This window comes from Vibrio cionasavignyae, assembly GCF_050337155.1.
In the GTDB taxonomy this organism is placed as follows: Bacteria; Pseudomonadota; Gammaproteobacteria; order Enterobacterales; family Vibrionaceae; genus Vibrio; species Vibrio nomapromontoriensis.
Map to the genome: position 1 here is coordinate 14583 of NZ_JAKJSR010000037.1, position 20439 is coordinate 35021.

The window sequence follows — 20439 nt, forward strand, 5'->3', positions numbered from 1 at the left end:
TAGGAAACAATAATCCAAAATATCAGTGTCCAATTAGTGAGAATGACAACAAGACTATTTGGTAGTATAAGCACTACTATTTGTTGGAGTCCTAATAAAAGAAAGACTTACACATGAAATCCCCCATTCGACACCTCCATCGCTCACCATTATTATTTGATAACAATTTAATGATAAATGATTAGCCTGATTCAATTGCGAGCTCTCCATCAGCCATTTCTTGCATGAGTCACCGCTGTACAAGCCACTTCGCACTACTTTGCAAGCACCACTCGCTGCAACGATAAAGGACATCATAGGTTTGCCATTTTAGCTTTGTAAACGCATTACATTCATTGTGTACTCACATTATTTGATGATACGGCACTCTTAAGTTAAAAAATCCCTCTTATTTTTCAACTTAACATGCCATTTTGTCGCCAACTAAGGTATAACGATGCGATGAAAATACCTAAACGAATACAGCCCTTGGTCGACGACGGTCTCGTCGACGAGGTAACAAGCCAACTCATGAGTGGCAAAGAAGCGTCCGTGTACATTGTACGCTGTGGCGAAACTATCCGTTGTGCAAAAGTGTACAAGGAAGCGAGTCAACGTAGCTTTAAAAAAGCCTCAGCCTATCGCGAAGGACGTAAAGTCCGTAATAGCCGCCGAGCTCGAGCCATGGAGAAAGGTTCTGGCTTTGGCCGTGAGCAGCAAGAAAAAGTCTGGCAAAACGCCGAAGTCGACGCCTTATATAAGCTTGCGGAAGCAGGAGTACGAGTCCCTTCACCATACGGTTGCTTTGATGGGGTGCTACTGATGGAGCTGATCACCGATGATGAAGGCTACGTCGCACCACGGCTCAACGACGTGACCATGTCAGCAGAGCAAGCCATTGAAGACCATGATGTAATGATGGGTTATATCGTCAAAATGCTTTGTGTTGGGCTTATTCATGGCGATTTGTCAGAATTTAATGTGTTAGTGGATGAATATGGTCCGGTTATTATCGACTTACCACAAGCAGTAGACGCCTCTGCTAACAACAATGCTGAATGGATGTTAACGCGTGATGTCAACAATATCCGTGATTATTACAGCCAATTCGCACCAGAATTGTCCAAGACAGAGTATGCCAAAGAAATGTGGGCGCTGTACGAAAAAGGCGAACTTACGCCGGAAGTCGAACTCACGGGTAAGGTACAAGAAAATACCGTCGAAGCTGATTTAGCCGCTATCATGCAAGAAATCGACGCCGCACGTAACGAAGAACGCTTCCGTCAAGAACGATTGAAAGAAGCAAAAGACGGCGTTGATGAAAGTAAATTCAACTGGAGTGAGAATTAACATCCGCAGTATAGCGATGTTATCCGATCTAGTCTGAACTCATATAAATAATGGTAGGCGCTGACACGCCTACCATTACTGAAATACCGCTACACTAACTCACTACACCATCTCATTACACCATCCTCACTATTTTTTCTCATCAAACGTAATAGCGTATTCCCCTAGACCTTCATATTGAATCAACGTTGGCTTGTCGAAATCCACTTCAACAACCCCGCAATACGATCCAGTAATAATCGCCTCACCTGCTGCAAAGGCCGTCCCTCGACGCGACATGGTATTGATCAGCCAGTAGATAGGGTTTTGCGGTAACGAGTTAGGGTGCTTGCCTGAAAAGGCTTGAACCTGCTCTTCTTGAGTTATAGAGATGTCTACCTTCGCCGCCAGAAATGCTTTATCGCGTTCAATTTCCGGGCCGATAAACAAACCTTGATTCACGAGACAATCCGCCAATACTTCATAAAACTCCGCGCCACTGTCCTCTGCAAAGCGTGCTTGAATCAGCTCCAAAGCCATGTGGCAAGAACCAATCGCATCATTAATTTCTGCTTCAGAGTAGCCTGCAGGGTTGGCAGGTAATGACTTAGCTAAAACAAAGGCAATTTCAGGTTCAACCCGTGCCTGACTGTTATCAGCAAAAAGCTCGCAACGTTCGCCTCGCTGTATACTATTAGCAAAAATTGGCGCTACTATAAACTTGTCTTCAGACAACGGAAGTAAACACTTCCACCCGCCCACTTTATCGCTATGCAGCGCAATCATTGCTGATTGGATCTGCAGTGCCTCTTCAAGCGTGCGTGGACGCAACAATTCACTCATTCGTGGTGCTTTCATGCCAGCAACTCGGTGACTTAACAACTCACGAGCGGCTTGGTTATTATTACTGTTCATCGTGTACTACCTAAGATCAATTTTTCTGATTGTATCCAAATCCCACCACAATGAATATAAGGTAAATCATAGATATATCATTGTGTTGATAGGTAATTATCATTGGACGAGATAACTATTTTGGACAGAAAATAACTATTGTGAACAGCAAATAACTATGGTGAACAGCAAAATCGGCACGTTTAATGACGAGAAATAAAGCAAAAAAAACCGCGCTCGAAAGCGCGGGAACTTGGGCAGTTTACGGGGGAACGGTTTTATGTATTAGCTTTTAGCTTTAAACGCATTGCATGCAGTACGGGTTCGGTATAGCCACTTGGCTGAGCACAACCTTCAAACACCAACTGACACGCTGCGGAAAACGCAATGCTCTCTTTAAAGTTTGGTGCCATATTTTGATAACTAGGATCACCTGCATTCTGTTCATCGACCACTGCGGCCATGCGCTGCATGGTTTCCATTACTTGGGCTTTTCCACAAATACCATGTCGTAACCAGTTAGCAATGTGCTGACTAGAAATACGCAATGTCGCGCGATCTTCCATCAAGCCAACATTGTTAATATCCGGCACTTTTGAACAGCCCACTCCTTGGTCAATCCAACGCACCACATAGCCAAGAATGCCCTGCGTGTTGTTATCCAGTTCATTCTGGATATCTTTCGCCGTTAGCTTTTGCTTGCCTAACAAAGGAACTGTCAAAATATCATCGACGTTTGCTCGAACACGTTCACGGAGCTCTTTCTGACGACTCGGTACACTTACTTTATGATAATGGAGGGCGTGTAACGTCGCGGCTGTTGGCGATGGCACCCATGCGGTATTTGCCCCTGCCTGAGGGTGGCCTATTTTCGCATCCATCATCTTTGCCATATTGTCTGGCTCAGGCCACATGCCTTTACCAATCTGAGCTTTGCCTTGCAACCCACACGCTAAGCCTAAATCCACATTTTGATCTTCATAGGCACCGATCCAGGTCATTGATTTTAGTTGAACCTTAGGTGCAAACGGTCCCGCCTCCATGCTGGTATGGATTTCATCACCTGTACGATCTAAAAAGCCAGTATTGATAAAAACCACACGCTCTTTTGCTGCTCGAATACACTCTTTAAGGTTGACCGAAGTACGACGCTCTTCATCCATAATACCCACTTTAATGGTATTACGTTCAAGGCCTAGCGCCTCTTCAATGCGACCAAATAATTCATTGGTAAATGCCACTTCTTCAGGGCCATGCATCTTAGGTTTTACAATATTAATACTGTTCGCCGTCGAGTTCTGATACGCGCTATTTCCTTTAAGATCGTGCATAGCGATGAGTGATGTAATCATGCCATCCATAATACCCTCAGGCACTTCATTCCCATCGGCATCAATGATCGCAGGGTTAGTCATTAGATGGCCCACATTACGGATAAACAGCATGCTGCGACCTTTTAGCGAAATTTCTCCGCCCGTCACACTGGTATAATGTCGGTCCGCATTAAGTCGTCGCACTATAGTTTTACCATTTTTCTCCAGCGACTCTTGTAAATCACCCTTCATTAAACCGAGCCAGTTTTGATACGCCAGAGCTTTATCTTCACCATCAACAGCAGCAACAGAATCTTCACAGTCCATAATCGTGGTTAACGCCGCTTCAACGACAACGTCCTTGATACCGGCTGCGTCCACACTGCCGATAGGAGCACTTGGATCAATCTGAATTTCAATATGCAGGTTATTGTGCTTAAGAAGAATGCAGGATGGTGCGGTTGCCTCACCTTGGTATCCGATAAATTGGGTGCCGTCCATTAACGTCACTTCCTCACCGTTCCCCAGCGTCGCCGTTAAAGTATTACCAATGCTCACGTCTGAAATACTGTATTGCGTGACATCTTTATGTGAAACGCCGTTTAGTGGTGCGGCTTCATCAAGAAACTCTCGAGCATAGGCCACAACCTTCGCTCCACGAACTGGGTTAAAACTGCCGCCTTTCTCTGCGCCATTATCTTCGCTGATAACATCCGTGCCATACAGAGCATCATACAAACTCCCCCAACGAGCATTGGCAGCATTCAGAGCGAATCGAGCATTCATTATCGGTACCACCAGCTGCGGCCCCGCTTGAGTGGCAATTTCAGGCTCCACATTCGCGGTTTCGACTTGGAAGTCTTCGCCTTCCGCAACCAAATAACCAATCTGTTGCAAAAACGCTTTATATTCTGCCGCATCAAGGGCATGCCCTGCACGTTCTTGATGCCACACATCTATCTGATGCTGAAGATCATCACGCTTAATGAGTAACGCCCTATTCTTTGGGGCGAAATCACTAAGAATCGTTTCAAACGACTGCCAAAATTCATCAGCATTAATCCCTGTTCCTGGGATAGCTTGTTCATTTACTAACGCGTAGAGGGAGCTATCAATGCTCAAGCTTCCCTGTTGAATACGATTGCTCATAGGATCTCTCTCGAATTTACCGATTACGTATAAAGAAAACTCTACGTAATGGATGATAATTTAGCTAATTTATGCCACTTATAGTGAACATTCACATAATAAATACCCAATTAAGGGGACTATTCCGTCACACCACTCTCTATTTCATTCGCGACGCTTTTAATCAATCGACGCATCCATTGGTGATCAGGATTACTCTGTAACAAAGGGCTCCATGCCATCTTTACTTCAAATGGTTCAATGGCAAAAGGGGCAGGTTTAATCATCAGTTTGGGGTTATTGCGCTGTGATTGCGCTGCTTTACTCGGAATAGTAAGAATAAGATTTTTCTGTTGTGCAAACAGCACTGCCGACAGGTAGTGGCGAGTAAATACCGTGATATTACGTGTCTTACCGATACGCATTAATGCTTCATCAATCCAACCCAGTTTCTGCGCTTCACTCGGGTTTATACCCACGCCTGTACCCATTCCGGTTTTACTCACCCAAATATGCTGGGCTTTTAGATAAGAGAAAATATCGAAGTTTTCTGCAATCGGATTATCTCGACTAAATAAGCAAGAGAAGCCGTCATGCCAAAGACTCATTTGATGGAAGGACTGGGGGATATCATCAAAGCGGTTAATAATTATATCGACGGTGCCCTGCTCAACATCTTGGTAGCTCACATCACTGGGCGTCATGATATCAAGGCGTATTTTAGGTGCGATTTCACTTAGCCGTTCCAATAAAGGCTGAATAAGTGTCGACTCCGCGTAATCACTAGCCATGATCCTAAAAACTCGCTCACTGTCTTCTGCATTAAATTCAGTGGTGGGTTGCAGTGCTTTCTCAACGTTGGCGAGTACATTTCTAATCACAGGCTGTAGCTTTTGCGCCCGCTCGGTTGGAATCATGCCCTCGCTCGTTCTCACCAATAAAGGGTCTTCAAATAAATCCCTTAATCGACGTAGTCCATTACTCATAGCCGGTTGAGTGATCCCCAACTGATTCGCTGCTCGGGTTACGTTTCGCTCTCTAAGCAAAGTGTCTAAATACACAAGTAAATTAAGGTCTATACGAGCAATATTCATAAAATAAATACCGAATATAATAACTATAAATTAACAAAATTATCACACAGTCGCTTACGCTTTGTCCATGGTTAAGATTTAGCCCAGGCCGGTTTGGCCACATATCCAACTGAAACTAAGGAAGAGTTATGTCGCAAATCACACAAGATATCGAAATGATCGAAGTTGCTAAACGCACTGCTGGTGCTCCGTGGGATGCTATTAATCCAGAATCTGCGGCTCGTATGCGTGCTCAAAATAAATTCAAGACAGGTCTAGATGTCGCGCAATATACGGCAGATATTATGCGTGCTGATATGGCGGCTTATGACGCAGATAGCTCTCAGTACACACAATCACTAGGTTGCTGGCATGGTTTCATTGGTCAACAAAAAATGATTTCTATTAAGAAGCATTTTGGTGGCAAAACAGACCGACGTTACCTTTACCTTTCTGGTTGGATGGTTGCGGCACTTCGCTCTGACTTCGGCCCACTACCAGACCAATCTATGCATGAAAAAACCTCGGTTGCTGGTCTTGTTGAAGAGCTCTATACCTTCTTGCGCCAAGCGGATGCCCGTGAGCTAGGTGGTCTATTCCGTGCACTAGACGATGCACGTGAAGCAGGCGATGTGAGTGCACAAGATGCGATTCAAGACCAAATTGACAACCACGTCACACACGTTGTGCCAATCATCGCTGATATCGATGCTGGTTTTGGTAACGCAGAAGCGACTTACCTAATGGCAAAACAAATGATTGAAGCGGGCGCGTGCTGTCTACAAATTGAAAACCAAGTAGCTGATGAAAAGCAATGTGGTCACCAAGACGGTAAAGTAACGGTGCCTCATGCCGACTTCCACGCTAAGCTACGAGCTCTGCGTTATGCCTTCCTTGAACTTGGTATCGACAACGGCATCATTGTTGCGCGTACCGATTCACAAGGTGCTGGCCTTACTAAAGAAATCGCGGTAGTTAAAGAGCCAGGTGACCAAGGTGACGTATACAACTCTTACTTAGATGTAGAAGAAATCGATGTAGCGGACATGGCAGAAGGCGACGTATGCTTTAACCGCGACGGCAAGCTGGTTCGTCCTAAGCGTTTACCATCTGGTTTGTACCAATTCCGTCAAGGTACTGGTGAAGACCGTTGTGTATTTGACTGTATCGAAGCAATTAACGCAGGTGCCGATCTACTGTGGATTGAAACTGAAAAGCCGCACATTGGTCAAATTAAAGAAATGATGGACGGTGTTCGTGCTGTTCACCCTAATGCGAAACTGGTTTATAACAACTCTCCATCGTTCAACTGGACGCTTAACTTCCGCCAACAAGCGTACGACGCAATGGTTGAAGCGGGTGAAGATGTGTCGGCCTACGACCGTTCAAACCTAATGAGCGCGGACTACGATGAAACAGAACTGTCTACTCGTGCTGATGAGCGCATCCGTACATTCCAAGCAGACTCTTCACGTGAAGCGGGTATTTTCCATCACCTAATCACGCTACCAACGTACCACACTGCAGCACTGTCTACGGATAATCTGGCTAAAGAGTACTTTGGCGACCAGGGCATGCTAGGTTACGTAGCAAACGTACAACGTAAAGAAATCCGCCAAGGCATCGCTTGTGTGAAACACCAAAACATGTCTGGTTCTGACATTGGTGACGACCACAAAGAATACTTTGCTGGCGAAAATGCGCTAAAAGCTGGTGGTGCATTGAACACTTCTAACCAATTTAACTAATCAACGCGCTCACGAGTCAATAATTAACTCGTGAGTCATTTAGTAAAACTGGTTGAAGTAATGAGAGAAAAGCGGCTTTCGGGTCGCTTTTTTATCTCTAAGACTTTGTTAAAGTAGTGAATACAGCGACTACACTTAAAATTCATTGTTTGTTGAGAACGCCTATGACTGATACGCCTTTATATCTTCAAGATACAAAACAATTACTGTCTGACGATGGTTTTGCCACCAGTGACATTTGGTATCACGGCACGTCATCAGCACTGCTCGCTTCCATCCAAGGTCAAGGGCTGAAACGCTCTGGTGACAAAGCACTAAATGAAGCCGCTAGAAATACCATGGCCACGATCGGCAATAACTATACGGAATCCGTCGAACCGGTGTTTTTAACGCAGAGTAAAGAACTGGCTTATTACTGGGCTACGCAAACCGTACGAGAGCGAAGTGCACGATTTGAAGGTTCTGAGCAGCCTATTGTACTTGCGGTCACCTTGTCAGAGAAACAAAATGCCAACGTCAAACCGGATGTGGGTGCCATGAGCCTCTTACTCATGGACAGTGGCGAGCAATTTATGGCGCACTTAGCGAGTCTCTATGAGAAGAACGGACTGGCTGTCCCAAATATCGATTTACGAAATGCCGATCGTATGGCTTTTCTTAAACAACTTGGCATGGCCTACATCAACCAAGATATTAGCTTAGCGTGTGTGACAGCACTGTCAGACCCAAGCGCTGCAGCCGTAAAGTAACACCTTTACCTTATCTCGCTGTATAGACCTCTATCCTACGTACAAATAACAACCCACGCTCACAGAGTCATCTCGACACCGACTCTATGGACGTGGGTTCTGTCTTACTGCATGCGCCTGTATCTCATCCGCAGACTTTGAATGCGCGCTATTGAGTTATCCCCCACACTTCAATTTCTTGGAAATTATTCCAACGAACCAAACCAGCATTAACAGAATCATTATTGCCATTACATGTCAGTCGAATAATTTTCGCTTCCTGAGTGCCCAAATCAATATCAACGAATCCAGTACTATTGCCAGGAGAGAGATAGCTCAGCAGAGGCGTAAATGTAACACCATCGCCACTCACCGATATATCCATCAGATACTGCCTTACATCCCCTTTAGCCTGCGATACTCTAAGAACATTGACCATCGCTAAGTTCTTTAAAGTAATATCGAACTGTATCCCTAACCCTTTCGCCGTCCATTTAGTCGTAGGATCGCCATCGATCGCCATTTGGGGGGTATGATCCACTCGCGTCTCTGAAGCGCTCACTTGAGCAATATCTAAGCGTTGGCTTTGTGCTAAGTCACTGCCCAAAAAGCTCAAGTAGCGACTGGGAAATGGATTGTCATTATCCGGCGACAGCGTCGGGAAAATATAATCAATTCCTGCATCGGATAACCCAAACCAACGACACAGCGTCGCCGCATACTGTTCCGATGCCGTGGTTGGAATGAATTTATTGCCTACCGCATCAGGACCATCTTTAACAAACGTCGGATATCGACCGTACGCTTTGCCGCCTTTAACACTTCCGCCAATGACAAGTTGGTTACTTCCCCAGCCATGATCGGTGCCTTGATTACTGTTGTTCTCTATGGTTCTACCAAAATCGGACATCGTAAATGTTGTCACGCTGTCCTCCAAGCCATCGGCTTTCAATGAGACATAAAAAGCGGAGAGTGCATCATCAATCGTTGCAAGTAGATCATCATGCTTACCGCGTTGATTACTATGATTATCAAAACCGCCCAACGAGATAAAGTACACTTGCCTAGATTGATTCAATCCTTGGCTCGCCTGAATCAGCCTCTTCACCATCTTAAACTGGCCTCCTAAGTAGCCAGCTGGAATGGTAGGATCTTCTGGGTGCTGATCTAGCATATCGCCAAGTGTGGTTTGAAAATCTAAAATGTCTTGAAAACGCTGTAAATACGCGCGACCAAACACTGAGGCATTGTTATCTGCTAGCAATTTGCCAATATTATTATTCACTGAATTAACCGCCAAGGACGACATGGCACGAATGCCAGAAGCGCTAACACGCAAGTCTTGCACGCCCTGCCCATTCATCAGTTCATTGCCTGAAAAAGACATATTGGGTGAAATGGTCTCAGCACCGGATGCCAGAATGTCCATCATCATGCCAGCCCAACCATAAGGATGATATTGTCGTGTGCCCCACCCTCTTTGCCACGCCAATTGTTGTTTATTATGTGCCCCCAGGTTGGGCGAACGTGCGACATTGCCATAATTGGCTTTGGTGGTCGGTTCTAATAACGTTCCCACATTGACAACGCTGGTCGCCACCTTCTCTTCAAATAAAGAGGCGATTTTAGGCATCGCACCATTGAGTACTAAATTATTTTGCTGATCATCTAATAGCTTACCCAGCGTAGCCTTTTCATGATCCCACAGCTGTATTGCAGGTCGAGCATTACGATAATTATCCAAATTCTCGCCAGAATCCGGAATCAACATATTAAAAGAGTCATTGCCTCCAAACAGGAACAAGCAGACCAGCGCTTTATAATCTCCCTCCGTGTTAGCCAAAGCACTTGAAGGAAGTGACAACGTCAACGGAATTGATGTTGCAGCAGAGCCATACACGGTACTTTTCAAAAAATTACGTCTTGATAATTTCATAGCCGCTTACTCCTGAATCATAAAGTTAGGTGAAATAAAGGCAAAATAGAGCATGGCGGATATCGCGTATGGCTTATTGTTACTACTTTTGGCGTTCCATAACGCTTCTAGTCTTGGAGCAATATCTAGCGGTATTTCTCCACCATAAAAACGATCAGCAAACAAACGACTCAGTGCCTCAAAATCCCCCGCGGCAGCAACAAAATCAGACACATCAGGATATATCTCGTTAGTACTGTTTGAATTCGTTTTGTAACCGTTATCCGCCACCAGCTTCCATGCAATGTTGCTCATTTTAATCGTTTGATTCCAGTCCATAATGGCCAGCTCTGGTGCAGTTAAACCCAGCCCCTCTAGCTCTCCTGCAGGCATATAGTCGGGAGAATAGAAATTAAATACCGACGGCGAACCGAGTGGGTACTGGCCAAATGTTTCTTGGTATAACATGGCATTTCGCACCGTTGTGCCTCCACCGCCGGGTTGACTGTTGAGAGCGCGATAAAGAAAGCTCATAGCCAAGATGGGCTCTCGAACCTTTGCTGTTTCTCCGTTTAGTACAGTGTCATCAAGCAGTATCGCTTTAATGACTTCAGATAAATTCCCCTGAGTCTGACGAAATACCGTGGCGACTCGCTGCACATAAGCAGGTCCTGGGTTGGAGGTGACAAAACGCTTAATCAAAAGAGTGGCAATATGAGGTGCGGTACTGGGGTGATCGACTAATAGCTGTAGGATATGCTGCAACTCTTCTTCAGCACCGACGCCCGGTGGAAACGTGACGCCTAATACCTGCTTTTCTTCCCTATCGTGGTAGGTATCATTCGCTATCATCGGCTCAGACATACTGCTATCGGACATGAACCAGCCAGTAAAAATACGCGCCATACTCTCTACGTCGGCATCGTCATAGTTAGCTTCTGGTTCACCGAACTCGTTGAGATACAAGGAACCATCATCATTAAGCCGATTCAAACCAATGGTAAAAAGTTGCATCACTTCACGAGCATAGTTCTGGTCTGGATTAACGCCCGTCTCACTCTTTGGCAAATTACCAACCATCGTCAGATATGTCCCCATCACCGGAGAACGAGTTACATGATAGAGTAGTGTTTTGTAGTCACTAAACGCATGAGTCGTAAGTAGATCATAGTAATTTGCAAGCTCCAATGGGTAAGCCGCCAATTGGGCATCGCGATCCCCTACCACCAGAATTTGACTCAAAGCAAACGACATCCGTTGCCTTAATTGCGCTTGGTCCCAAAGTGCCATATCAAACCACCCGCACACTCTCATTTCCGCGCTGACCGTACTAGAACCACGATCTTGTTGTTGAGCCTGAGTTCTTGATACATGAGAGGTGTAAGATTCCGATATTTGCTTTTCTATCCAATCACTTCGATCGTCAGTTAATAAAAACTCACTTACCTCTTCTTTCTTTACTCCCATTGTTGAACAATCTAAAAATCGAAATGCTTGCTTATATGACAAACCATCCATAGTTTATTCCCCTACTAATTTATTACTGCCGAACATCCATTTACTACCGTAGTACTTCATTAGAACAACAACAATAACCAAGCCAATAATACCTGCGAATCGGAATAATACACAAAACAACCAACACCAATAAAAACAATGCATTACAGAATTAAAATATCAAATTAAAAACATAAAATAAATTCAATATAAAAATAGAACAATGACTTTATTAATATTACATTCAATATATCCACTTAAAATACAAAGGATATATTAATGGTCATTTTATTGACGAAACAACGCCATTATTATGTCATAAGTCCAAGTTAAATAATAAACAACATAAAAACATCATTTAATAGCAGTGCCTATTCGTTCATAAATTATCGCTATAAGATCAATGCATCAAACTAACCGCTCTCACGGCGTTAAGTGACACTCTACACTTGAATTGCTATCCATTCCGATGTACAAATTTACTAAGAAATATTACTTTGGTGCATTTCAATGGTCACATTAGAGCAACAACTGTCTCGGTTAGATCTCAACCTTTTGGTGTCACTGAGTGTCTTACTTAAAGAAAAGAACGTTACTCGCGCAGCCCAAACGTTATACCTTTCCCAGCCAGCTATGAGCCGCACGCTAAGTCGCCTACGAGACTTGTTTGACGATCCGCTTTTTTATCGAGAGTCTAATGGCTTAGTACCAACACAGAAAGCGTTAGACTTAGAAATGCCACTCGCAGAACTGTTGCGCGCGACTCAATCCCTAGTCGCCAAATCGGCCTTCGCTCCGGAAAAATGTGAGCAAACTTTTGTTATTTCTATCCCGCCACTGATGAGTAGTTTTCTTTCCGCTCCCCTTGCTACCGCGCTTATCAAGCAAGCGCCGCACGCAAGCCTGGTTGAATTCCCTATAACGACCAATCCGGTTCAGCAACTGGCATCACGCGATGTCGACTTTTCAATACATATTAATGCACCGGCCGATAGCATTGAGTTTCCCTATCAAAAAATAGGGACCACTTACCCTGTTTTTTATGTTGCCAAGAACCATCCACTTACTCGTGCAGATTCGGTCACACTGGAAGATTGTTTACGCTATCGGTTTGTCGACATGAGCTTAGACATTCGTTCGGCAATTGGCATTAGCAACCCCGTCGATGTTCACCTTGCGAAACAAGGTATTGAGCGAGATATTGTCTTTAAAAGTGCACAATTGTTTACCCTTGTCGAACTCATGCAGCACACCAACACTGTTATGGTCGCTTCCCACAGGCTCACTGATTTGAGCCACATTGGCGATCAACTGGTTCCGGTACTCTCACTGAATAACGAGCCCGATCTTGCCGTTGATCTTTACCTTATCGAACACAAAAGAACCGCAACAAGTGCGGCTCATCAATGGCTGAAACAATTGATTATTTCTACAATCCAAGAGGCTTGGCTTCCTCATTTGAGTCACTAACCACTAACTTCAAAGACTATCTCAGGTGGCAAACACACCGCTACCTGAGATCAATTTAACGCAACATAATGTTTCTCAATCATACAATTACGCAAAACCGTTTTGTACGAAGCCTCCGCTTCCTCTTGATTAGCCTTACTCTCTTGGCGAGCCGACAATCGACCGCCAACAACGCCAATTGCCGCGCCAGTTTTCGCCGCGTCAGAGCCACTGTTACCACTGACTGAACCCACTATCGCACCAGCGGCGGCACCTTTCGCAGCACCACGAGCACCAGAGCCCCGTGTTTGTGTTTCTGGTTGCGAACTCGCTTGGGTCGCAATCGACACACATTCATTTAACTCGGCTTGGGCCACTTCATGACTCACATTGTCATAATCGAACGCCAAATTACTGTGAGGATCAACTAAAGCCCCTCCGTTTGAGTAGGATGCGGTAGACCAAACCATCACAGTGGTCACTAAAAGGAATTTATATCGCAAATTTCATATCCTCATTTGATACATTCTGGGCACTCATATCTGTATTGAGTCAAACCCTGCCGATGAGGAAAACTTACGTGAATAGAATAATTACTGCTAATCATAATAATGCATATTAGTTATACATCTAGCGTATAACTATACATCTAGAGCATAGCGATACACTCCACTTCATAACAACTAACTCGTCACTCCATCACAGGCCAATGCTGTCTACCAGTCAACTTACGTTATGCATACTTACTAATAGATATGTGCAAAACACATATCTAATATCCACTGATATCATTTCAAATTATACCAACTCACGATTATAGTGAATAACAGATGATGAGCAGAGCACTTAGCAACAGGAGTAAGTGACTAGGAATCATAACGCTAATTATCGCGTCAACGGACTTGCTGATTTCATCTACTCCATCAATTAAATCGAGCCCCCTTTTACTTATCGTAAAGAGACTAACGGAGAGACCATATATGAACACAGCAAGCATCACCACACTAAGCCTAATTGCGAGTGCCTTTATCACCACCTCTGCTTTTGCCGAAAACGCTACGCCCGTAACCAGCGCTCAAACCATCAAGATCACCGAACAAAACTTTACCCACGCGGAAACAGCGCGTAACTACCGTAATTGGGCGAAGAAAGGGGCGACTCACCAATTTGTCAAAATGCAGGGGCTGCCTCCCCGTGGCAAAGCGGCGCCTACCGTGCAGATGAACGACGACACGTTATACGGCGTTGCCATTGTCAAAGCTGTTGATGGTTTTGTAACGTTCTCTATACCTAAAACGAATAATTATATGGCGGTTCAGGTAGTCACAGAACGAGGACATGGGCAACATTATGTCGTGGAAGATGGACACTACAGTGTGAGTGTGGAATCTGAATATGCATTCGTATTGTACCGCTCAGGAACAGAAAACGGCATTGCTGAAGCAAAAGCAGAACTCGATAAAATCGATACTTCCGATTTTAATTTTGCAACAGACTATCAAGTACAACCCTACAACTATGATGATGTCGAAGCTTGGGTCCAAAAATACACTCGGGAAGTGAATGATATGACAAACTTTACTTACACTTTCCCAAGAACCAGTGACAAAGTCACCGACCTTCATCAATGGAACTTAGAAAATGCCGCTGGCTGGGGTGGCGCAAGCCCTGAAGCGTTTATCGGTAATAAATATTCAAACAGCCCTAAAATGAAGGCCGCCACTTGTTACACAACAACATTCAACAACCCGGAAAACCGATTTTTCACATCTATCACAGCTTATGACTCAGATAAATATCTCATAGAAGGCGTCCGTCATATTAGCTCGAATTCGTGGCAGGAAAATAAAGATGGCACCGTTACCGTATCTTTTAACTGCGGCGACACTGCGAAAAACAACATCGATACAAAAGGACAAGACTTTACCTTTACCTCACGCCACTATGGCGTCAACCCGACGGTGATGAAAGCCAAGCATGATCCCATCATCTCGGCATTGATCACGCAATAAACATAAGGCCCTCTGGATACTGGGATGTTCCCAGAGGCTCCCTCTTTCTCATCAAACGAATACACTCTCTTCCAACACACTTTCTAACAAAATCAATGGCTATCGTGAAGTGTGTTTTGATGGAAAATAACCCATTATCACCTTGATACCGCTATAATAGTCTTCAACCCTAAAGCCCCTTAGGAGAGTCTATGAGATCAAAACATAATGCCAGCCAATTTGTTTCCATTATTTCTGTCATCTTAGTACTTGGTTTAGCCATTTACCTCGGCAATCTCGTTAAATCGGTTGATACCATAGAAGAGAAACTCAGCCATCAGGCACAACAGATTGAAAGAGCCGCGATTGTCCCCACTAGCCACGGTGCAAAAGGCGCCTATGTGCCCGTTTATTCACACATTTACACCGACGGTGGTAAACCCGTTCTACTTGAATCTACCCTGGTTATTCGTAATACCGACCCAACCAACGCGATTAACATCCATAGTATCGATTACTACAATACAAACGGTGAACACCTAAGGCAGTTTATCGCAGAAGGCTACGAACTCAACGCCATGTCTAGCGCAGAATACTTAGTTGAAAAACGCGAAGTCAGCGGTGGTGCGGGTGCTAACTTCTACATTCAATGGTCAAACCCAAATAGTGCCACAGCTCCTATTTTCGAAGCGGTCATGATTGGCGCAGGTGAAGGCAACAATGTTTCATTCACCAGTCGTGCTCCTCTGTGATCAACTCGTATTCCCCTGTGATCTAAAACTGAACTAACCAATCACTTGTAGTCCTCGATTCCCTTTATTAGACAGGCAGTACCAAAGTGCGTACTGCCTCCATCACTACCTTAATAAATCTTTTGGAAAACAAGCTTACGCAATCCTAGTATGCATACAAGGTTGCGATACCACTCGTAATGAACGAAAACTGATAAGCAAATTCAAAAGGTTAACCATGACTAAATATCTTATTTTGTTGTTTTTTTGGTTCAGTGCCGCTCTCTATGGCAATACTGTCGTGTTAAACCAACTAGGCTATGAACCAGAAGCGAATAAACACGTCTACTTACTTGGTTCAAATGTAGATAGCATTACCTTATTATCCATGCCAGAAGACTTTGAAGTCGCGACATTTAAACTGCAATACAATAGTAAATTGACCGACGGAAAAACGGTACATGTCGCAGATTTCTCTGCCGTATCAGAGGCTGGTTGGTACTACTTCCGCACAGGCGAACAACGGTCCGTCCCTTTTGAAATTCGCAGTAATGTTTACCGAAGTTTAAGCGATAGCCTTATCCATGCCTTATACCTACAACGCTCTGGTTCTCCCGTGCATTCCCCCGTAACAGGAATGGCTCGGCCACCTAGCCACAATCGAGATGCTGTCATTTTTCGAGGTGATGCCATCAACCCAACCGGTACCTATATCAACGCGGTTGGAGGGTGGTACGATGCGGGCGACTTTGGCAAATATATATCCACTGCAACCATTACCATCGCGCGATTATTGGAAGCCTACCGCCAAGCTCCTGATTACTTCAAAGCAGACCACCCACAAGCCCTGCCTACCATTCTTGCTGAAGCTCAATATGGCCTACAATGGATGGAAAAGATGCAACGCAGTGATGGTGCGGTATATCGTAAATTATCAGGGGCATCTTGGCCTGCAAAAATCCCACCATGGCTTGATACCCAACAGCGTTATATTTTTGGCGTCAGTACCCCTGATACCGCAAAGTACGCCGCCACGATGGCGTTCGCAGCAAGAATATACCAACCCTACGATAAAAAACTCGCCGCTCGCTGGCTAAAATCAGCGCAATCCGCTTGGAACTACCTTGCTACTCAACCAAGCCAATATATCGATTGGCAAAAAGCAGATGATAGCGGCTCTGGCCCCTACATCTATAACGAACATGATCAGGAAGCGTCTCTTCAGACTGACGTCGATGATAGATTATGGGCAGCAGCGGAGCTTTATTTAACCACCAACGATGAGTCGTTCCGAGCGTATTTTGAACAACACTACGAAGATACCATTAGACAAAACGCATCACTGTTTGATTTTTTTGAATGGAAAAATCCCGCAATCATGGGGATCTGGCATATGATGCAAGCGTTAGACACGCCCCTCTCACAACAAATGAAAGATGATTTAAACGCCCTTGCGCAGCGCTACGCCACACTAGCGACTCAATCACCATTCTATGTCGCTAATCAGAAGTTTATATGGGGTTCCAACAAGATGGTCGCGGAAATTGGTATTGTTCTAGCGTGGAGCGACATGGTTTCCAACACAGACAAACACCGTAAGCTAGTCCAATCACAAATTGATTATCTGCTTGGCGCCAACGCCTTCAATATGAGCTTTGTCACGCACTTCGGAACACACAGTGTTCGTAACCTACACCACCTTTACAGAATCGGCACAGGGGTGAGTTTACCCGGCTTTCTTGTTGGAGGACCCAATATCAAAGCACAAGCCAATATTGCGCCAAAAGATATGGGCATGCTCAGTTATGTTGATAGTGAAAAATCCTACGCCGTCAACGAGTTTGCCATTGATTACAACGCTGCGTTGATTGGCTTACTGGCAATTCAGTCGACTTACTCTACCATTAGTGACTAGTCACCAATGGTAGAGTGGCAATTACCGCGCTTAAGCAACCAGAATTTGTTGCAGCTGCTGCAACGAGTTCACTTCATAATGTGGCTCAATACCTTGTGGCTTTTCTTGTCCTTGCGTATTTAGCCAGCACGTTTCAATACCAAAATTGAGCCCGCCTAGCACGTCTGAATGCGGGTTATCCCCCACCATTAGTACGCGTGTTTTGCATGGATTCCCCATCAGGGTCATGGCGTGAGAGAAAATGCCTTCATCTGGCTTGGCGATGCCCACTTCTTCAGAGATCACCACATGATCGAAGTAATGCGTCATGTCGGTGCGCGCTAATCGAATCGCTTGAAGTTCAGTAAAGCCATTAGTAATGATACCCAGCTTCGCCTTACCCGATAACGCATCCATCAGTTCCCGAGCACCCGGCAGCAAGGTACAAATGTCCGCCATCGCATCTAAAAAGGCGCTATTCAAAACAAGTGGCGTGGTATCAAGCTTCTCTGCCCACCCTTCAAAGCGAATCTGTTTTAGTTGCGCAGCGGTGATTTTTCCATCTTGATAGTCAACCCAAAGCGGCTTATTAACTAACTGATACTCTGCGTAATCATCACGAGTGAAATCCACACCGAGCCTTTCAAACATCAACCTCATGCCAGCAAATGCATCGAAGTTAAAAATGGTTTCATCAGCGTCAAACAAAATCCAATCGTATTTCATCAATCGTGTTCCTTGGGTCATAAGCGGGGGCGATAAGTGCACTGGATTTTGCTACAACAGGAATATTTGTCAATCGGCTATTACAAATATTCCTCCTCTCACTGTCGCCACACATTAACGTTCTGGAGCGTTGTATGACAGAGTTCGATTATTGACGAATCACACGCTACACCACCTTAGTTTTCTAACGAGACTGACCTACTTTTTCTAATCTTGGCACTTACCAAATACACCTCTGTAGAATTAATGCTTACGTCTCTGCTTCTAAACGGTGCTGCTTAATCGTTTTGTACAACTTATTGAGAAGCTCAATGTCAGAGGGTTCAGCAGCAAGCATCTCATCTAAGAACTTTAAAGAGCTAGCAGGTAATGGCACTAAATTAGGGTGTTTTCGATCCACATCATCGATAGGGAGCAATTGTACAATACTGATATCAAATGACTTAGCGATACGAAACAATTCAATGATGGTGAAATAGCTTTGTTCGTTCTTATCCATCTTCTGATATAGGCTTGTTTTTGGTAGACCAGCGAGTTTCGCCAGTTGGTTTTTAGACAAACTCTGGTGAGCAAGTAAAACCTCAAGCCGTTCAATAAGCTGTTTCCTAAACCACTTTTCACTGTCACCAAAAAACTCAAAACCTCGAGTATCAAATTCATTCATGATTTACACCAATACTATTTCCCAAATACGAACAATATATAGGTTAGCTTACCGCATTTAGGAAATCGAGATGAATATACTTTCTCCCGTTAGCAAATCACTTTCAAATAAATCGAGAGAGGTCATCATGACATTAATTAAACGCAAACTAGCATTAGTACTTGGTACAGCATTGGTCACAGGCTCTCTGCAGGCTGCTTCAATAAGTATTGAAAACACTGCACCACTTTCCAATCAATCCATCATTAATATCGACAACTGGCAGCAACAACGCGCCGCTGGCTTAGACAAGCTAGAGAAAATTATGCCCAATGTTATGTCGGTCAATGCCCAAGATGTTTACCCGCTTGAATATCAGGCCACTCACTATGATTTATATGAAGTTCCGAGTGTGAAACGTCTGATAGACCATCCGGCGGTTGCTTCTATCGTGGTCACTAAAGGAAACGAAGTGATACTGGAGCACTACAAGAATGGTTATGACCGAGCCTCCGTATTTTCGGCACAGTCTTCAACCAAAACCATCACGTATATGTTACTTAACAAGGCACTAAAAAAGGGGGCTTTGTCAATGGATGACAAAGTGGAACGTTACCTGCCCGATGTAGGGCCGGGTTTTCGAGGCCGCACCATTGGTAACCTAGCTGCAATGGCGGTAAATCATAATGTTGCAGAGCTAGCGGCCTACTTAGGTGACAAGCAAGCCGAAGAGATGTTTGACCGCGATGAACAAGTGATTGGCTTACGTCGAAATGATGATCGCGAAACCACAGCGCAATTTGTAAAAGAGATTGATATTGCGCCAGGTTCAACTTCTAATGAGTGGACTAAAGGCCACGCGAACTACGCGTCCATCAATACCGCAACGCTTGGTTTAATTGTTGAGAAGGCCACTGGCGTTCCATTGCAAACTCAGGTGCGTAATCTGATGCATCGTATCGGTGGCCAGCATACTGTACATATGGGTACCGATTATGCTGGTTACCCTTCAGTGAGCGCATCAATGTTGGCGTCAACGGTGGATTTTGCACGCTATGGCCGCTTGCTCATTGAAGATAAAAAACAGTACGAAAACGATCTTGAAGCAGCCAAGCAGAACGGCGAATTTGTTCCGGCTGAATGGCATTACGTTGATAGCCATTACTACAAATCAGCCATCTTTAATGATTACGGTATCGGCCACGGTGGATGGGCTGGCCAGCTAATCTGGGCTGACCCGCAATCTGACACGGTAGTTGCAATATATAGCCAGATGAATGCCAAACTGCCTAATCCATCGTCTCACCACTATAAGTTAAACAACGCCGTTATCGATGTTGTAAAGCAATTACGTGCAGATCAGGAACACGGACAAAAATAGAGGACTCCGTTCGCCACTAG

16 protein-coding genes are annotated in these 20439 nt (G+C 44.6%); 8 read left to right on the plus strand and 8 right to left on the minus strand.

Going from position 1 to position 20439, the window contains the following annotated elements; genetic code table 11:
* The first annotated feature begins 441 nt into the window (after positions 1–441).
* Positions 442–1329 carry a PA4780 family RIO1-like protein kinase gene (locus L4D74_RS23865; protein WP_428754900.1) on the plus strand — a complete coding sequence of 296 codons (888 nt, stop codon included), beginning with the start codon at positions 442–444 and terminating at the stop codon, positions 1327–1329.
* Between the two features lie 129 nt (positions 1330–1458).
* Here the strand turns inward: L4D74_RS23865 and L4D74_RS23870 are convergent, their stop codons facing one another.
* From L4D74_RS23870 to L4D74_RS23880, 3 genes are all read right to left on the minus strand, one after another.
* The gene (locus L4D74_RS23870; protein WP_428754901.1) at positions 1459–2223 is read right to left on the minus strand and encodes a hydratase; all 765 of its coding nucleotides are present in this window, start codon (positions 2221–2223) and stop codon (positions 1459–1461) included.
* A gap of 257 nt (positions 2224–2480) precedes the next feature.
* On the minus strand, positions 2481–4664 hold the full coding sequence (locus tag L4D74_RS23875) for a malate synthase G (RefSeq protein ID WP_428754902.1): 2184 nt from the start codon (positions 4662–4664) through the stop codon (positions 2481–2483).
* Positions 4665–4783: 119 nt separating this feature from the next.
* Positions 4784–5737, minus strand: a complete 954-nt coding sequence (locus L4D74_RS23880) for a LysR family transcriptional regulator (protein ID WP_428754903.1) — start codon at positions 5735–5737, stop codon at positions 4784–4786.
* A 128-nt stretch (positions 5738–5865) separates the two neighbouring features.
* Between L4D74_RS23880 and L4D74_RS23885 the strand changes: the two genes are divergently transcribed.
* Positions 5866–7464, plus strand: coding sequence for an isocitrate lyase (locus L4D74_RS23885; protein ID WP_428754904.1), 1599 nt, complete (start codon positions 5866–5868; stop codon positions 7462–7464).
* A gap of 164 nt (positions 7465–7628) precedes the next feature.
* Positions 7629–8213, plus strand: a complete 585-nt coding sequence (locus tag L4D74_RS23890; RefSeq protein ID WP_428754905.1) for a hypothetical protein — start codon at positions 7629–7631, stop codon at positions 8211–8213.
* A 148-nt stretch (positions 8214–8361) separates the two neighbouring features.
* Here L4D74_RS23890 and L4D74_RS23895 read toward each other — a convergent pair whose 3' ends face one another.
* Entirely contained in the window at positions 8362–10128 is a 1767-nt protein-coding gene (locus tag L4D74_RS23895; protein WP_428754906.1) for a DUF1501 domain-containing protein, read from the minus strand.
* 6 nt (positions 10129–10134) lie between these two features.
* Complete coding sequence (locus L4D74_RS23900; RefSeq protein WP_428754907.1) at positions 10135–11625, minus strand: DUF1800 family protein; 1491 nt, start codon at positions 11623–11625, stop codon at positions 10135–10137.
* A gap of 489 nt (positions 11626–12114) precedes the next feature.
* Between L4D74_RS23900 and L4D74_RS23905 the strand changes: the two genes are divergently transcribed.
* Positions 12115–13074, plus strand: a complete 960-nt coding sequence (locus L4D74_RS23905; protein WP_428754908.1) for a LysR family transcriptional regulator — start codon at positions 12115–12117, stop codon at positions 13072–13074.
* 50 nt (positions 13075–13124) lie between these two features.
* Here the strand turns inward: L4D74_RS23905 and L4D74_RS23910 are convergent, their stop codons facing one another.
* A complete protein-coding gene (locus tag L4D74_RS23910) occupies positions 13125–13556 on the minus strand; it encodes a hypothetical protein (protein ID WP_428754909.1) in 432 nt (143 codons plus the stop codon).
* 477 nt (positions 13557–14033) lie between these two features.
* On the opposite strand from L4D74_RS23910, the gene L4D74_RS23915 reads away from it, so the two are divergent.
* The 3 genes from L4D74_RS23915 (at position 14034) to L4D74_RS23925 (ending at position 17690) form a co-directional block, all read left to right on the plus strand.
* Positions 14034–15065: a hypothetical protein gene (locus L4D74_RS23915; protein WP_428754910.1), complete on the plus strand. Its 1032-nt coding sequence runs from the start codon at positions 14034–14036 to the stop codon at positions 15063–15065.
* 191 nt (positions 15066–15256) lie between these two features.
* Entirely contained in the window at positions 15257–15796 is a 540-nt protein-coding gene (locus tag L4D74_RS23920) for a DUF3124 domain-containing protein (RefSeq protein ID WP_428754911.1), read from the plus strand.
* Between the two features lie 217 nt (positions 15797–16013).
* On the plus strand, positions 16014–17690 hold the full coding sequence (locus tag L4D74_RS23925; RefSeq protein ID WP_428754912.1) for a glycoside hydrolase family 9 protein: 1677 nt from the start codon (positions 16014–16016) through the stop codon (positions 17688–17690).
* Positions 17691–17720: 30 nt separating this feature from the next.
* Here the strand turns inward: L4D74_RS23925 and yjjG are convergent, their stop codons facing one another.
* Positions 17721–18395: a pyrimidine 5'-nucleotidase gene (yjjG, locus tag L4D74_RS23930; RefSeq protein ID WP_428754913.1), complete on the minus strand. Its 675-nt coding sequence runs from the start codon at positions 18393–18395 to the stop codon at positions 17721–17723.
* Between the two features lie 250 nt (positions 18396–18645).
* Positions 18646–19059, minus strand: a complete 414-nt coding sequence (locus L4D74_RS23935) for a helix-turn-helix domain-containing protein (protein ID WP_265675361.1) — start codon at positions 19057–19059, stop codon at positions 18646–18648.
* A 70-nt stretch (positions 19060–19129) separates the two neighbouring features.
* On the opposite strand from L4D74_RS23935, the gene L4D74_RS23940 reads away from it, so the two are divergent.
* Positions 19130–20419 (plus strand): serine hydrolase domain-containing protein, encoded by a 1290-nt coding sequence (locus tag L4D74_RS23940; protein WP_428754914.1) that lies wholly within the window; start codon positions 19130–19132, stop codon positions 20417–20419.
* Positions 20420–20439 lie beyond the last annotated feature (20 nt).

Bases quoted from the DNA above. Each gene is read 5' to 3' on its own strand.
- L4D74_RS23865 (WP_428754900.1), top strand. From the start codon at position 442: ATGAAAATACCTAAACGAATACAGCCCTTGGTCGACGACGGTCTCGTC.
- L4D74_RS23870 (WP_428754901.1), bottom strand. From the start codon at position 2,223: ATGAACAGTAATAATAACCAAGCCGCTCGTGAGTTGTTAAGTCACCGA.
- L4D74_RS23875 (WP_428754902.1), bottom strand. From the start codon at position 4,664: ATGAGCAATCGTATTCAACAGGGAAGCTTGAGCATTGATAGCTCCCTC.
- L4D74_RS23880 (WP_428754903.1), bottom strand. From the start codon at position 5,737: ATGAATATTGCTCGTATAGACCTTAATTTACTTGTGTATTTAGACACT.
- L4D74_RS23885 (WP_428754904.1), top strand. From the start codon at position 5,866: ATGTCGCAAATCACACAAGATATCGAAATGATCGAAGTTGCTAAACGC.
- L4D74_RS23890 (WP_428754905.1), top strand. From the start codon at position 7,629: ATGACTGATACGCCTTTATATCTTCAAGATACAAAACAATTACTGTCT.
- L4D74_RS23895 (WP_428754906.1), bottom strand. From the start codon at position 10,128: ATGAAATTATCAAGACGTAATTTTTTGAAAAGTACCGTGTATGGCTCT.
- L4D74_RS23900 (WP_428754907.1), bottom strand. From the start codon at position 11,625: ATGGATGGTTTGTCATATAAGCAAGCATTTCGATTTTTAGATTGTTCA.
- L4D74_RS23905 (WP_428754908.1), top strand. From the start codon at position 12,115: ATGGTCACATTAGAGCAACAACTGTCTCGGTTAGATCTCAACCTTTTG.
- L4D74_RS23915 (WP_428754910.1), top strand. From the start codon at position 14,034: ATGAACACAGCAAGCATCACCACACTAAGCCTAATTGCGAGTGCCTTT.
- L4D74_RS23920 (WP_428754911.1), top strand. From the start codon at position 15,257: ATGAGATCAAAACATAATGCCAGCCAATTTGTTTCCATTATTTCTGTC.
- L4D74_RS23925 (WP_428754912.1), top strand. From the start codon at position 16,014: ATGACTAAATATCTTATTTTGTTGTTTTTTTGGTTCAGTGCCGCTCTC.
- yjjG (WP_428754913.1), bottom strand. From the start codon at position 18,395: ATGAAATACGATTGGATTTTGTTTGACGCTGATGAAACCATTTTTAAC.
- L4D74_RS23935 (WP_265675361.1), bottom strand. From the start codon at position 19,059: ATGAATGAATTTGATACTCGAGGTTTTGAGTTTTTTGGTGACAGTGAA.
- L4D74_RS23940 (WP_428754914.1), top strand. From the start codon at position 19,130: ATGAATATACTTTCTCCCGTTAGCAAATCACTTTCAAATAAATCGAGA.